The sequence below is a fragment of the Paraglaciecola sp. 20A4 genome, assembly GCF_011378905.1.
In the GTDB taxonomy this organism is placed as follows: Bacteria; Pseudomonadota; Gammaproteobacteria; order Enterobacterales; family Alteromonadaceae; genus Paraglaciecola.
Genome location: NZ_WTPY01000004.1, coordinates 105063 through 118588, shown reverse-complemented (window position 1 = coordinate 118588; position 13526 = coordinate 105063). Strand labels below are relative to the sequence as shown.

Sequence of the window (13526 nt, the reverse complement as noted above, 5' to 3'; positions counted from 1 at the left end):
TTGAAAAGATCTAACTGGCGCGAGCCGTGGATATGGGCTGTTACTGTCTTTAGCTTGTTATTGGCAGTGCCGGTCTTATTAATTTTTGCCAGTCTATTTGTGCCTCAATACGAATTGTGGCACCACCTCTATGAAACTGTTTTAAGTGATTATGTTTACCACTCATTATTGATTGCTTTTAGCGTCGGTGCGTTAACGTTATTGTTAGGTACAAGTTTGGCTTGGTTAATAGCGCGATATGAGTTTACTGGCAGGCAAACACTGCAATGGCTTATTTTACTGCCAATGGCGATGCCAGCCTACATATTGGCATATACCTACACAGGCATGCTCGATGTGGCAGGACCTATTCAAAGCCAGCTTCGCCATACGTTTAATTGGACTTATCATGACTATTGGTTTCCCGATGTACGCTCCGTAGGCGGCGCTGTCGTGATGTTATCACTGGTGTTGTACCCGTATGTTTATATGCTCGCCCGTACTGCTTTTAGTGAACAATCTGCAAGTTTTTATGAAGCAAGTCGTAGTATGGGCGTGAGCGGCGCCGCGTATTTCCGCAAAGTCGCATTCCCATTAGCTCGCCCTGCAATTTTAACGGGCACTGCACTGGCTATGATGGAAGCTTTCGCCGACTATGGCACAGTGCAATACTTTGGTATTAATACGTTTACTACCGGCATCTTTCGAACTTGGAATGGTTTAGGGAATGCCATTGGGGCTGCACAATTGGCGGCAGTATTGACCAGTTTTGTGCTGGTCTTATTATTACTCGAAAAACATTCTAGACGACGGTTGAAGTACTTTCATCAAGGACAAACGCACCATAGTAGTAAGCGCGTATCATTGTCACCAATAAAACGCGTTTGGGCTACTTTGCTGTGCTTGTTACCGGTATTATTCGGTTTCATTATTCCGACTGTGCAATTAAGTGTTTGGACGCTTGACCGTGTATCCACTCAAGTGGACGAACAGTTTATCCACCTTATTTGGAACAGCTTTTATTTGGCGGCAAGTGCAGCGTTAATCGCGGTTGGACTAGCTTTGCTTTTTGCCTATGCTAAGCGTTTACACCAACATTGGTTGCTTACCAGTCAAGTTCAACTCGCAAGTCTAGGTTATGCTATTCCCGGTACAGTTATTGCGATAGGCGTTATGTTAATGCTCAGCGCTGCTGATGATGCATTGAATGCCTTCACTGAGTATGTATTTGATACCAGTGTTGGCTTGATATTTTCGGGCACCTTGGTTGCCTTATTATTAGCTTATTCAGTCCGTTTTTTGGCGGTAGCGTTACATAATGTTGAAGCTGGTTTGCAACGCATAAAGCCGAGCATGGACGATGCGGCTCGCTCGATGGGCTTATCTTCCTTCGGTGTATTAAGAAAAATTCATATACCGTTGTTACGCGCCAGTGTACTCAGTGCAATATTGTTGGTCTTTGTGGATGTACTTAAAGAGCTACCAGCTACGCTTATTCTCCGACCATTCAATTTTAATACATTGGCTGTTCGTACCTTTGAACTGGCCTCTGAAGAGCGGTTGCAAGATGCCGCAGTGCCCGCTATTACTATCGTGTTAGTTGGTCTACTGCCGGTTTTCTTGTTAACTCGCGCTCTCGAATCGAGTAAGAAAAAATGAAATTATCTGTTGCTAAGCGGTTGAATACTTATGCTTGATTTAAGCCATATCTGTGTTGCCTATGACGATAAAGTGGTGGTGAACAACGTCTCTTTTTCGCTAGCAAGTGGTGAGATTGGCTGCTTATTGGGCCCTTCGGGTTGCGGCAAAACTTCAATATTACGCGCTATAGCCGGCTTCGAGCAGATCATTCACGGTGAAATTAAGCTTAGGGGGGTCCAAGTGGCTAGCCCTGATAAGCATATCTCGCCAGAGCGTCGAAGAGTGGCGGTTGTTTTCCAAGATTTTGCACTATTCCCGCACTTAAACGTCGGACAAAATATTGCGTTCGGTTTACAACACAAAACTGCTAAACAAAAGTCTCAACGGGTGAATGAATTATTAGCATTGGTGGGGTTACCTGATATCAGTGAACGATTCACCCATTCATTGTCCGGAGGACAACAACAACGAGTTGCCTTAGCGCGAGCACTTGCTCCTCGCCCCGACTTATTGTTGCTAGACGAGCCTTTTTCCAGCCTTGATGCTGAACTGCGAGAAGACTTAGCCCAGGACATTAGGCGTATTCTTAAACACGAAGGTACAAGTGCATTATTAGTCACCCACGATCAGCATGAAGCATTCGCAATGGCGGATAATATTGGGGTGTTAAGGGAAGGGCGGTTATTGCAGTGGGCGAGTGCTTATCAACTTTATCATCAACCCGTAGATAAATTCGTTGCTGAGTTTATTGGTCAAGGCACGCTGTTGCCTGGCAACGTTATTGATGGCCACTATGTTGAAACCAAGCTCGGCGTTTTTTCAATGACGAAAGTACAATCTGCACAGTTTGCCTTGGAACACTCACTGGATGTACTGGTGCGCCCAGATGATATTGTGCATGACGATAACAGCACTAACGTGGCTAAAGTCATCGCTCGTGCTTTCAAAGGAGCGCATATTTTGTACGAACTTGCTCTGAACGACGATCCTGCATCCAAAGTGTTATGTCTCGCCCCGAGCCATCACGACCATGCGTTAGGTGAGCGTATCGGCATACGGCTAGACTTGAAGCATTTGGTGCTGTTTAACGTATAAACGTAGCACTTTACCGATACTTGACTGACCTAACCTTGTTTTTGCATAAAAGGTCGCTAGATATAGGTTTGCTTAAGTATTTAAAGAGGAAAGCTAATGATTAAAAAGTTAGTTAATTGGTTTGAGGAAGTCACGCGTCAAGACGCAGAATCAGGTCAAGATAGCAGCCGAGAAGTTGCGACTGCCGTTTTACTGTATGAATTAATGCGGGCTGATGGCGAGTTAAATGTGCAAGAAGAAGAGGCATACGAGCAGGTATTACGTACTCATTTCTCATTAGATGAGAGTCAGTTATCTGATTTGTTGGTATTAACGAAAAACAAAGCTGCAGAAGCGGTGGATTTCTCGCAGTTTACGCGTGTTATCAATGATGGAAGCTCTCTTGGTCAAAAACGCGGTATAATTGATGGCCTGTGGAAGATAGCTTATGCAGACGATGTCTTGGATCCCGAGGAAGAGCACTTGATCCGACGAATTGCCGATTTACTCTATGTACCTCACAGCCTGTTTATTCAAAGCAAGCTTGCCGCATCAGGACAGCTTTAAGTCTATTTATTTAATGTTGCTAATTAAAGACACTTAAAGAGGAGCTCTTTTCCCATAGTTGGTTTTTTTTTGCACGATTCAACCCCGCTGCTTCGCTGGTCATCAGTACTGTCTTTTATTTCAGACACAATTAATATTTTGCCGTTCTACGCATTTTTAGAATTCAGTCTAACCATATGATTTATATGGTTTTTGCGCATGTGGCTCAATTATTGTTATACCAAGGTCGTAATCGTGCTTTTCTCGTCTGGTTCCTCGAGAGTTATGCATGGATAGCAAGTACGGTGAAAATGGTAAAGATGAAATTTACAACGGTCATTGGCTGCAATAGCGTTTGCGACTGATGACTCTTATCATTTTTAAGTTGAGCTTACGGGCTGCGCTATCTGCAAGGCACGGACGCTATTTTAATTATTTTCAATAAATCCAACTTTAGTTTGACACAGCGGATATTAATCACATGAAACGAGCTTTTCCTCTAGTTATTGCCCTTTCCTTAAGTTTGTTAACTGATGTTGCTTTGGCTACTCCTTATCAGTCACAGGACGACATTTTACAGCGTCTCGATAAAAATGCTGATGGCCAAATATCCATAAAAGAAGCCGTCGCCGATCCTTTTATTCTAGAGTCGTTTAGTCATATAGATGTTAATGGTGATGGCATTATTAGTCGCCATGAGTTATCTAGCGTACAAATACGACGATCTCATGGACATGGCTTGAATTGAACTGATTTAGCGTAGTAGTGAACGCGGAACACGCGCGGATATTTACTGCCTAGTGTCTCAACCTTTTGTTATTATGCTGGCGAATTAGGAAGGATTAGATTGATAGGATTGCCAATGCAGCTTGGATCGTTACGCCAGCTAACTTTAGTCAGCTTTGCCCTTGTACTTGTGCCGTTAGTGGTGCTGCAATGGAATAGCCATATTACATTAGGACGAATGGGAGAAATCGCTACCAATGAGGCGGAGTTCTCGGTTGCTATGGTCCGCCAAGTTAATAGCTTAGAAAGTTTTTCGGTGGATATTGAACGCCTAATACGTCAATACCATGTGCTTGACAAAGAAGAATTAAAAGAATTGTCCGATAAGTACGTTCAACGTTTCACTGACTCGCTAAACAATTTATGTATTAAACTTGATTACTCACAAGAATGTAGCGTATTAACCGAACGCTTAGCGTGGTTTAGAAGCTATGACAGATTGAGTGATCAATTGCTGCTTGATGCTCAATTGGCTGAATTTCGACGTGCGCTGACTGAACTGGGTCAAAGTGTTGATTCGTTGTTGGATGACAGAATTAAAAAACGTCAAGCTTATGTCGGTTCGGTGCAACAAACGCAAGCGTGGTTAACCGCGTTACTAGTCAGTATTAGCTTATTGTTGATTATGTTCGGTAGTCAGCTGATATTGCGTCCCGTGCGCAAGCTAGAGCGAGTGATCGAAGCGATTTCTCAGCAAGAAGATGAATTACCAGAAATTTCTAATTCAGGGCCCAAAGAACTTATTTTAGTTGAGCGTAAGTTACATCGTCTCGCCGACCGTTTAACGCAATTGGAACATCTTCGTCATGCATTACTGCGTCACGCCTCTCATGAACTCAAAACACCGCTGGCGAGTATCAAAGAAGGTTGTTCATTGCTCACAGAGCAAGTAGTAGGGGAGCTTAACGAGCGACAGATGGAAGTGATGTCATTACTCAACAGTAGCACTGACCGCTTGAATACCTTGATTATGCAGTTGCTTGATTACAACTTATTATTGCAACAAGCCAAACCTGATTTTCAATGGCTTAAAACTGCGTCCTTAATGGATGAGTTTATTACGGATAACCGATTAGCTTTAGAACAAAATAAGCATGAACTTGATACTAAAATTGAATTACCGCAAGTGTATGCCGATGCCAATTTGTTTCGTCGAATTCTTGATAACCTGCTGTCTAATGCCATTGCTCATGGTAGTAAAGGTCGTCCAATAAACATTAAATTGTATCAACACAAGCATGTACAAGTATTAGATGTGGCAAATCGAGGGCAAAAAATATCACCGGAGCAGAGAGCCATTTTATTTGAACCTTTTAACCGTGGAGGTGGTAAGCGCAATGATCGTATTATCGGATCCGGGTTGGGGTTGTCGATAGTTGCCGATTGTGCGCGTATGATGCGTGGTAAGGTCGAAATTGTCGATGTGGATTACGCGGATGTGTGTTTCCGCGTATCAATCCCTTTAAATGAGAAAAAACAATGAGTTCTAATATAATAAAAGCAGGGGTAAGCCTGCTCGTTCTAAGTTTATCCGGTTGTAAATTGGTTCCTGAAAACGATATCGATTATGTCGAACAAAGCAATAATCAACAAAGAGCCTTCTGTTTATATCAATCCCCTGATGCGTCAGTCGAACATAATTGTGATATTGATTATTGGTTGAGTTATTGGCTCGACGGGGATGAGATGACATGGGAACAGCGAAAAGCCGAAATTGCTCTTCTAACTGAAACCCCTCATGACCAATTACGTAAAGTTTTACTTTGCCAAGGTAAAGACACTCCTTATCAAGACAAATTACGATCTCAGTCTTGGGCACTAAGTCTTATTAAAGACCTTGATGGTGGCATGCAAGACATCCTCAGTGTGATGATTTATAACCCGAGTCAAATGTTACTTGAGTCTGAATCTGCAGTGGTTACGTTAAGCAAAATTAATGACGAGCACTCTACTCGTGTCGAAGAACAAGATAAACGCGTTGAACTGCAGCAAAATGAAATTGATCAACAACGAGAACGAATTGAACAACAGCGCAGCCAAATCGAACAGCTATTAAAAATTGAAGCATCGATTATGGACAACGCCAAAGGAGATCCTCAGTGAGTAAAATTGAAGCGTCGTTAAAGCCACAGATATTGCTTGTCGATGATGACGAGAGTTTGTTACGACTGATGGCCATACGCTTAGAAGGTGAAGGTTACAGTGTGCAAAGTGCCGAAGGTGGCAAAGAAGCTTTACGTCTAATGAATACACAAAATTTTGACGCTGTGTTAAGCGATCTCAGAATGCCAGGTTTAGATGGTTTAAGCTTGTTTGAAGAGATTATGTCTTTGGGCAAGGACCTTCCTGTGATTTTGATGACTGCTCATGGCACAATCCAGGATGCGGTAGAGGCTACCCAAAGAGGGGTATTTGGCTTTCTTACTAAGCCAATAGATCACACTGAGTTACGCGATCTATTAGCCAAAGCGGTAAGCCAAAGCCAGGGATCACAAACAGGGGCGTGGCGGGAACAAATTATCACCCGTTCCATGCAAATGGAGCAACTATTGGACCAAGCGCACCGGGTAGCTCAGCGCGACGTTAGTGTATTGGTTAGTGGCGCTAGCGGAACAGGAAAAGAATTGTTAGCGAATGCAATTCACAAGGCCAGTAAACGTGCAAATAAGCCGTTTGTGGCGATTAACTGTGGTGCCTTGCCAGAAAATTTACTTGAGTCAGAATTATTTGGACACGCTAAAGGCGCATTCACCGGCGCGATAAATGAACATCAAGGGTTATTTCGTGAAGCCGATGGCGGAACTTTATTCTTAGATGAAATAGGGGATATGCCTACGCCACTACAAGTTAAGCTTTTACGTGCACTACAAGAGCAAGTAATACGTCCTGTTGGCAGCAGCAAACAAATTCCTGTAGATGTGCGCATCATTTCAGCGACCCACAAAAATTTATCTCATGAGATGAGTGAGGGTAACTTTCGCGAGGACTTGTACTATCGCTTAAACGTGGTGAATTTAACCTTGCCAACTTTACGGGAGCGCTCAGAAGATATTCCATTACTTGCGCGTTACTTATTGAAGAAAAGCTCAGAACGCCATGAAGTACGAGTTAGCCGTTTCTCTGATGATGCAATGCAACTTTTAACAACGGAATTGTGGCCGGGGAATGTTCGTCAATTAGTCAATGTGGTTGAGCAATGTGTGGCATTAACTCAGACATCAGTTATTGCAGTGCATTTGGTCGAACAGGCACTTTCTACTTCTGAGCAAAAGTGGCCGACTTTAACTGAAGCTCGGGATGCCTTCGAGCAGAGCTATCTGCTTAAATTACTTAAAATGACCGACGGTAATGTGACTCGAGCGGCAGAAATAGCTGGGCGTAACCGAACTGATTTACACAAGTTAATGAAAAAGCACGACTTGCATTCAACTGATTTTAAACATGAATAATTTTGTTGCTTAAGTACTGAATAATAAAAACGCGAATAATACTATTCGCGTTTTTTGTTTGTCACCATTTTTTGTTTGTCACCTTAATTAAACTATTTTTTAAGGGCGTTAGATAAATACCAGTTCGTTTTAGTACTACACATTTTTATTTCCTGCCTTACAATACGCAACAATTTATTAAAGGGGTAATTAAGTCGATGCGAATAGCGTTAGGGGTTGAATACGATGGTGCCCGCTTCCATGGCTGGCAAAGGCAAAATGAAGTAATAAGTGTGCAGCAACACTTAGAGGAAGCCTTGACGCGTATTGCCAATGAACCTATACGCGTCACTTGCGCTGGCCGCACTGATGCAGGTGTTCATGCAACAGGGCAGGTTGTTCATTTTGATACCACTAATCAGCGCCCTGACCGCGCTTGGACGCTAGGAGTGAATACCTACCTTCCTGCCACTATATCGGTGCGTTGGGCCAAACTTGTACCTGACGATTTTCATGCTCGGTTCTCAGCAACAGCCAGACGCTATCGTTACATCATTTATAACAGCACCTTGCGCAGCGGTATTTTTGCCAATGGTGTAAGTCATATTTATGGGGATCTTGACCATGATCTGATGCATCAAGCTGCACAAAAGTTAGTGGGTAAACACGACTTTAGTTCTTTTAGAGCAGTGAACTGCCAGGCTAAAACCGCCACGCGTATCATGTCGCACATTCGCATTAAACGCATGGGCGACTATATTGTGATTGATGTAAAGGCTAATGCTTTTTTACATCATATGGTGCGTAATATTACGGGGACTCTCGTTGCTATCGGACATAAAGAACAGCCTGTTGAATGGATAGATGAATTACTCGAGGTGAAAGACCGAACAAAAGCGGGTATCACCGCTTTGCCAAATGGCCTCTATTTAGTGCATGTTACTTACCCTGACGCGTTTGAGCTTCCACGTTTGAAAATGGGGCCATTGTTCTTAGCTGATGACTTCTAAGACCAGTTTTACTTTCGTAACTTTCGATATCTGTGTTTTAATACGGATTAGATGTGTCTAGAAAATTAAATACAGTATCAGTCGTTGCGTATGCCTAATAAAATCAACGATATGATTGCCAAAGAAGGTTTAAATTAATGAGTTGGATTGAAAAGATATTACCGCGTACTAAATCACCCACTAAAAGTAACGTACCTGAAGGTATTTGGACTAAGTGCGGTCAATGTGATGCGGTATTATATAAAACTGAGCTAGAAAAGCAGTTGGGTGTTTGTCCTAAGTGTAATCATCATATGCGTGTTTCTGCACGAGTTCGGTTGAATCAATTTTTGGATCAAGGCGAGCGCACGGAGTTAGGTGCAGATCTAGAGCCAAAAGATTTACTTAAATTTAAAGATTCCAAAAAATATAAAGATCGACTGGTAGCCGCACAAAAAGCAACCAATGAAAAAGATGCAATGGTGGTTATGAAAGGCAAGTTGAAAGGTATGCCGGTAGCCGTTGCTGCGTTTGAATTTGCTTTTATGGGCGGATCAATGGCGTCAGTTGTTGGGGCGCGCTTTGTTAAAGCTGTTGAGGCGTGCTTAGAGCACAATATGCCATTGATTTGCTTTTCGACCAGTGGTGGTGCCCGTATGCAAGAAGCCTTATTGTCATTGATGCAGATGGCTAAAACCAGTGCCGCACTTGCGAAAATGAGCGAAAAAGGGTTGCCGTATATCTCAGTAATGACCGATCCTACTATGGGCGGAGTATCAGCAAGTCTAGCTATGCTAGGGGATGTGAATGTTGCTGAGCCCAAAGCGCTAATTGGTTTTGCGGGGCCTCGTGTCATTGAGCAAACTGTACGTGAAACTTTACCAGAAGGTTTTCAGCGTAGTGAATTTCTGCTGGAAAAAGGTGCTATTGACGTGATTATCGACCGCCGTGAAATGCGCGACCGATTGCACAGTATGTTAGTTAAATTACATCATCAACACGTATAACCCTGCACGACTTTAATGACGATATTATCCCCTATCCAAGCCTCAAATATTGAGGCTTGGTCTTTAAATGATTGGCTTGATCATCTCAGCGTATTACATCCTAAAAACATAGAAATGGGTCTTGAGCGCGTTGTTGAAGTTTACCAACGGCTCAATATTTCGTTTTCTGCTCAAACTGTGGTGACCGTTGCGGGTACAAATGGCAAAGGTACGACATGTGCTTTTCTTGAACAAGCATGCTTAACTGCAGGTAAACGTGTAGGAGTATATAGTTCACCGCATTTAATCCACTATACCGAAAGGGTTCGCATTCAAGGTCACGATGCTGACGAAGCTGCTCATTGCTTGGCTTTTCAAGCTGTTGAGCGCGCGCGACGGGATATACCGCTGACCTATTTTGAGTTTGGGACATTAGCAGGCCTGAAACTGATTAGTGATGCTAAGGTAGAAATAGCACTACTTGAGGTGGGACTGGGTGGTCGTTTAGACGCGGTGAATGTCGTTTCTCCTGATATTGCCGTGATCACCAGTATTGATCTCGATCATCAAGATTGGCTAGGAGATACGAAAGAGCTAGTGGCGGCGGAAAAGGCTGGCATAATGCGCGATGGTATCCCTGTCGTTATTGGTGAGCCAGTGAAATATCAAGGGCTTGTCGACGCTGTGATGCGTTTTCACGCTGATGCGTACTGGCAGCATCAGGACTTTGAGTATCATTTACGCAAAAACCAGCTAGATTGGCGCAATACGCAGGTAAGTTATACCGCTTTGCCTGTTCCACATATTCCGGTGCAAAATGTGTCCACTGGGCTGCAGGTTATTCAGTTGCTTAAACTAGAACTCTGCGAAGTACAATTAGCCCAAGTGATCGAGTTAACTCGCTTACCAGGACGTTGCCAAATTATTGCTCAGTTTCCTACTGTCATGGTGGACGTTGCACATAATCCGCATGCAACCGCATATTTACTTACCCAAATTCGCCAGCGCGCCTATGACAATTTGTATCTTGTTGTTGGCATGTTAAAAGACAAAGACATTCGCGCCAGCTTGGCAAGTTTTATAGAATTGGATGCTCAGTGGATGTTGGGCTCGCTTGATGTGCCTCGAGGAGCAAGCGCTTCTAAGATTAAATCGATATTAGACGATAACCAAAAAGTGTTAGAGTTTGATTCGATAGTTCACGCATATCAAAAAGCCAAAACGATGGCGCATGAACATGATTTGATTGTTGTTTTTGGTTCATTTTTTACCGTATCAGACATTCTTAAGCTGATTAATGAAGGGATAGGCGAGTGACATCTGCGTTAAAAAACCGATTGATAGGTACTGTTATTATTGTGGCGATAGCGGTCATTTTTTTACCGGATTTATTAAATGGTAAAAAACAGGGCGAAAAAGAGTTATTTGTAGAATTACCCGATCGACCTGCTGTTAAAACTGTACAAAGACCCGCTAGTTTCTCCACTGAGGAAGTCGCCAATTTAGCTTCCCGGGATATTGAGATTGTGGACGATAAGGCCATTGATGATCAATTACCTGCTGATGAAATAAATACGGCAACGGCATCCGTTAGTGCAGCTCAAGCAGTTCCTTCCCCAGAGAAGAAAGAGTACGCGGATAAACCATCGACCAGCCAAGCACTTCTGGAAGGCGCTGGTTGGGTAGTACAATTGGGTACATTCAGAGATAAAAAGAATGTAGATGAGTTGCTTGATAAATTGAAAAAAGGCGGTTATCGAGCGTTTTCTAGGCCTGTGCATACCAGCAGTGGCATACTGACTAAGGTGTTTGTAGGGCCTGACTTGCAAAAAGAGCGGCTAGACAGTTCTGTCGCTGATTTAACTAAGCTAACACGTTTAAAAGGACGCGTAACACCGTTTACCGTTCAGTGATCTATTCTATATTAAAGCAAAAATTAGCAAGATTTTAGGCCTGAGTTTTGGTAATATGCGCGCGAATTTAGTGTCATGGCGTGTGCGTTAAGTATTTAGGCCACGTTATGCTTCACCAGCGGATTTATCAATTTATATGAACTGGATAGACTACGCCATCATCGGCGTGATTCTGCTCTCCACCGTTATCAGTTTGGTACGCGGTTTTGTTAAAGAGGCTATTTCGTTAGCTGTCTGGTTTTGTGCTTTCTTTATTGCCAGTCGCTTCTATGCTGACCTTGCGACCTATCTGACGAGCATTGATGATCAGACTATACGTAATGGGGTCGCCATAGCCATCCTTTTTGTTGTAACCTTGATCCTCGGCGGGTTACTCAATTATTTAATTTCTCAGCTAGTTCACTACACTGGCCTATCGGGCACAGATCGCGCTTTAGGTGCAATATTTGGTGTTCTTCGTGGGGTGCTTATCGTTAGCGCTTTACTCTTTTTTCTCGATACGTTTACGCCATTAGCGGACGCAAACGGATGGAAAACATCATTACTTATTCCAGAATTCAGTTTAGTTATAGAGTGGTTCTTTCAATATTTGCAAGGCAACTCAAGCTTTATCCAACCCGTATAAAAAGGTAACTCTCATGTGTGGTATTGTCGGAATCGTAGGTAAAAGCCCTGTAAACCAATCGTTGTACGATGCATTAACTGTGTTACAACATCGGGGGCAAGATGCCGCTGGGATCGTCACCATAGATGAAGGCGTATTTCATCTTCGTAAAGATAATGGCCTTGTGCGTGATGTTTTTCACACTCGCCACATGAAACGCTTAACCGGACAGTTCGGTATCGGTCATGTTCGTTATCCCACCGCTGGTAGCTCTAGTTCTGCGGAAGCTCAACCCTTTTATGTTAACTCACCTTTTGGTATTGCTTTTGCTCATAATGGTAACTTAACCAATGCCCACGAGTTAAAAGATGATGTTTTTCGTATTGCTAAGCGTCATATTAATACGACTTCTGATTCTGAATTACTGCTCAATATCATCGCTCATGAGTTAAATAACTGTAAAGGTTTAACGCTGACACCTGAAGAAGTATTTACTGCTGTTACAACTGTTCATAATAAGATACGTGGCGCTTATGCTGTGGTCGCTGCGATCATTGGTAATGGTATGCTGGCCTTTCGGGACCCGTTCGGCATTCGTCCATTGGCGTTGGGTAAGCGTAAAACAGAATTTGGTGATGAGTATATGGTTGCCTCAGAAAGCGTCGCCCTTGATGCAGTTGGGTTCACCTTTATTCGTGATGTAGCACCAGGCGAAGCCATATATGTTACCGAAAATGGTGAGCTGTACACTCAACAATGTGCCCACGGAGCGATTAATGCCCCGTGTATTTTCGAATTCGTATACTTTGCACGTCCAGATTCATTTATCGATGGTATTTCTGTCTATGCTTCTCGCGTCAATATGGGTCGTAAATTAGGCCAAAAAATAGCCCGCGAGTGGGCGGATTTAGATATTGATGTGGTTATACCTATTCCTGAAACATCAACAGATGTCGCATTACAGATTTCTCTTGAGCTTAACTTGCCCTATAGACAAGGTTTTGTGAAGAATCGATATATCGGTCGGACTTTTATCATGCCTGGTCAAACGATGCGTCGTAAATCGGTACGCCGTAAATTAAACGCTATTCGTTCAGAGTTTGCAGGTAAGAACGTTTTATTAGTGGATGATTCTATTGTACGGGGTACAACGTCTGAGCAAATCATTGATATGGCTCGTGAATCAGGAGCTAAGAAAGTCTACTTTGCCTCTGCGGCACCTGAAATTCGCTTTCCTAATGTATACGGTATTGATATGCCGTCGGTTAATGAACTTATTGCTTACGGGCGTGAAATTGAAGAAATCAGTGATTTAATTCGCGCCGATGGTCTTATTTTTCAAGATATCAGTGACTTGATTGATGCCGTGAAAGAGCTTAATCCATCAATTGGTCGATTTGAAACATCGGTATTTGACGGTAATTATATAACCGGCGATGTTGATCAAAGTTATTTAGAGCGAATTGATACACTGCGTAATGAAGGTGCAAAAAATGCTGGGATTCAGACCGAATTAAGCAACCTTGAAATGCACAATATGGAACAAGATTAGCGTTTTAACGAAGCAGGAAAAAATAACT

The 13526-nt window shown here is 42.9% G+C and carries 13 protein-coding genes; all 13 read left to right on the top strand.

The window, feature by feature from the left end; all coding sequences use genetic code 11:
- The 13 genes from GQS54_RS06355 to purF all read left to right on the top strand — a co-directional run bounded on the left by GQS54_RS06355 (position 1) and on the right by purF (position 13498).
- Entirely contained in the window at positions 1–1638 is a 1638-nt protein-coding gene (locus tag GQS54_RS06355; protein ID WP_166423180.1) for an iron ABC transporter permease, read from the top strand.
- 30 nt (positions 1639–1668) lie between these two features.
- Positions 1669–2715, top strand: coding sequence for an ABC transporter ATP-binding protein (locus GQS54_RS06350; protein WP_166423179.1), 1047 nt, complete (start codon positions 1669–1671; stop codon positions 2713–2715).
- Between the two features lie 96 nt (positions 2716–2811).
- Complete coding sequence (locus tag GQS54_RS06345) at positions 2812–3261, top strand: TerB family tellurite resistance protein (protein WP_166423178.1); 450 nt, start codon at positions 2812–2814, stop codon at positions 3259–3261.
- Positions 3262–3721: 460 nt separating this feature from the next.
- A complete protein-coding gene (locus GQS54_RS06340) occupies positions 3722–3988 on the top strand; it encodes a hypothetical protein (protein WP_166423177.1) in 267 nt (88 codons plus the stop codon).
- Between the two features lie 114 nt (positions 3989–4102).
- On the top strand, positions 4103–5509 hold the full coding sequence (locus GQS54_RS06335; protein WP_166423176.1) for a HAMP domain-containing sensor histidine kinase: 1407 nt from the start codon (positions 4103–4105) through the stop codon (positions 5507–5509).
- Entirely contained in the window at positions 5506–6129 is a 624-nt protein-coding gene (locus tag GQS54_RS06330) for a hypothetical protein (RefSeq protein ID WP_166423175.1), read from the top strand. The genes GQS54_RS06335 and GQS54_RS06330 overlap by 4 nt, the downstream gene beginning before the upstream one ends.
- Positions 6126–7475 carry a sigma 54-interacting transcriptional regulator gene (locus GQS54_RS06325; protein WP_166423174.1) on the top strand — a complete coding sequence of 450 codons (1350 nt, stop codon included), beginning with the start codon at positions 6126–6128 and terminating at the stop codon, positions 7473–7475. Before GQS54_RS06330 ends, GQS54_RS06325 begins: the two co-directional genes overlap by 4 nt.
- A gap of 197 nt (positions 7476–7672) precedes the next feature.
- Positions 7673–8464: a tRNA pseudouridine(38-40) synthase TruA gene (truA, locus tag GQS54_RS06320; protein ID WP_166423173.1), complete on the top strand. Its 792-nt coding sequence runs from the start codon at positions 7673–7675 to the stop codon at positions 8462–8464.
- 137 nt (positions 8465–8601) lie between these two features.
- Positions 8602–9450, top strand: a complete 849-nt coding sequence (accD, locus tag GQS54_RS06315) for an acetyl-CoA carboxylase, carboxyltransferase subunit beta (protein ID WP_166423172.1) — start codon at positions 8602–8604, stop codon at positions 9448–9450.
- A gap of 15 nt (positions 9451–9465) precedes the next feature.
- A complete protein-coding gene (gene folC / locus GQS54_RS06310) occupies positions 9466–10746 on the top strand; it encodes a bifunctional tetrahydrofolate synthase/dihydrofolate synthase (protein WP_166423171.1) in 1281 nt (426 codons plus the stop codon).
- Complete coding sequence (locus GQS54_RS06305) at positions 10743–11342, top strand: SPOR domain-containing protein (protein ID WP_166423170.1); 600 nt, start codon at positions 10743–10745, stop codon at positions 11340–11342. Before folC ends, GQS54_RS06305 begins: the two co-directional genes overlap by 4 nt.
- A 136-nt stretch (positions 11343–11478) precedes the next feature.
- Positions 11479–11967 carry a CvpA family protein gene (locus GQS54_RS06300; RefSeq protein WP_166423169.1) on the top strand — a complete coding sequence of 163 codons (489 nt, stop codon included), beginning with the start codon at positions 11479–11481 and terminating at the stop codon, positions 11965–11967.
- Between the two features lie 13 nt (positions 11968–11980).
- Entirely contained in the window at positions 11981–13498 is a 1518-nt protein-coding gene (purF, locus tag GQS54_RS06295) for an amidophosphoribosyltransferase (RefSeq protein ID WP_166423168.1), read from the top strand.
- Positions 13499–13526: the final 28 nt, after the last annotated feature.

What these genes read in the sequence shown, in the direction of transcription:
- GQS54_RS06350 (WP_166423179.1), top strand. Translation starts at nt 1,669, where the DNA reads ATGCTTGATTTAAGCCATATCTGTGTTGCCTATGACGATAAAGTGGTG.
- GQS54_RS06345 (WP_166423178.1), top strand. Translation starts at nt 2,812, where the DNA reads ATGATTAAAAAGTTAGTTAATTGGTTTGAGGAAGTCACGCGTCAAGAC.
- GQS54_RS06340 (WP_166423177.1), top strand. Translation starts at nt 3,722, where the DNA reads ATGAAACGAGCTTTTCCTCTAGTTATTGCCCTTTCCTTAAGTTTGTTA.
- GQS54_RS06335 (WP_166423176.1), top strand. Translation starts at nt 4,103, where the DNA reads ATGCAGCTTGGATCGTTACGCCAGCTAACTTTAGTCAGCTTTGCCCTT.
- GQS54_RS06330 (WP_166423175.1), top strand. Translation starts at nt 5,506, where the DNA reads ATGAGTTCTAATATAATAAAAGCAGGGGTAAGCCTGCTCGTTCTAAGT.
- truA (WP_166423173.1), top strand. Translation starts at nt 7,673, where the DNA reads ATGCGAATAGCGTTAGGGGTTGAATACGATGGTGCCCGCTTCCATGGC.
- accD (WP_166423172.1), top strand. Translation starts at nt 8,602, where the DNA reads ATGAGTTGGATTGAAAAGATATTACCGCGTACTAAATCACCCACTAAA.
- folC (WP_166423171.1), top strand. Translation starts at nt 9,466, where the DNA reads ATGACGATATTATCCCCTATCCAAGCCTCAAATATTGAGGCTTGGTCT.
- GQS54_RS06300 (WP_166423169.1), top strand. Translation starts at nt 11,479, where the DNA reads ATGAACTGGATAGACTACGCCATCATCGGCGTGATTCTGCTCTCCACC.
- purF (WP_166423168.1), top strand. Translation starts at nt 11,981, where the DNA reads ATGTGTGGTATTGTCGGAATCGTAGGTAAAAGCCCTGTAAACCAATCG.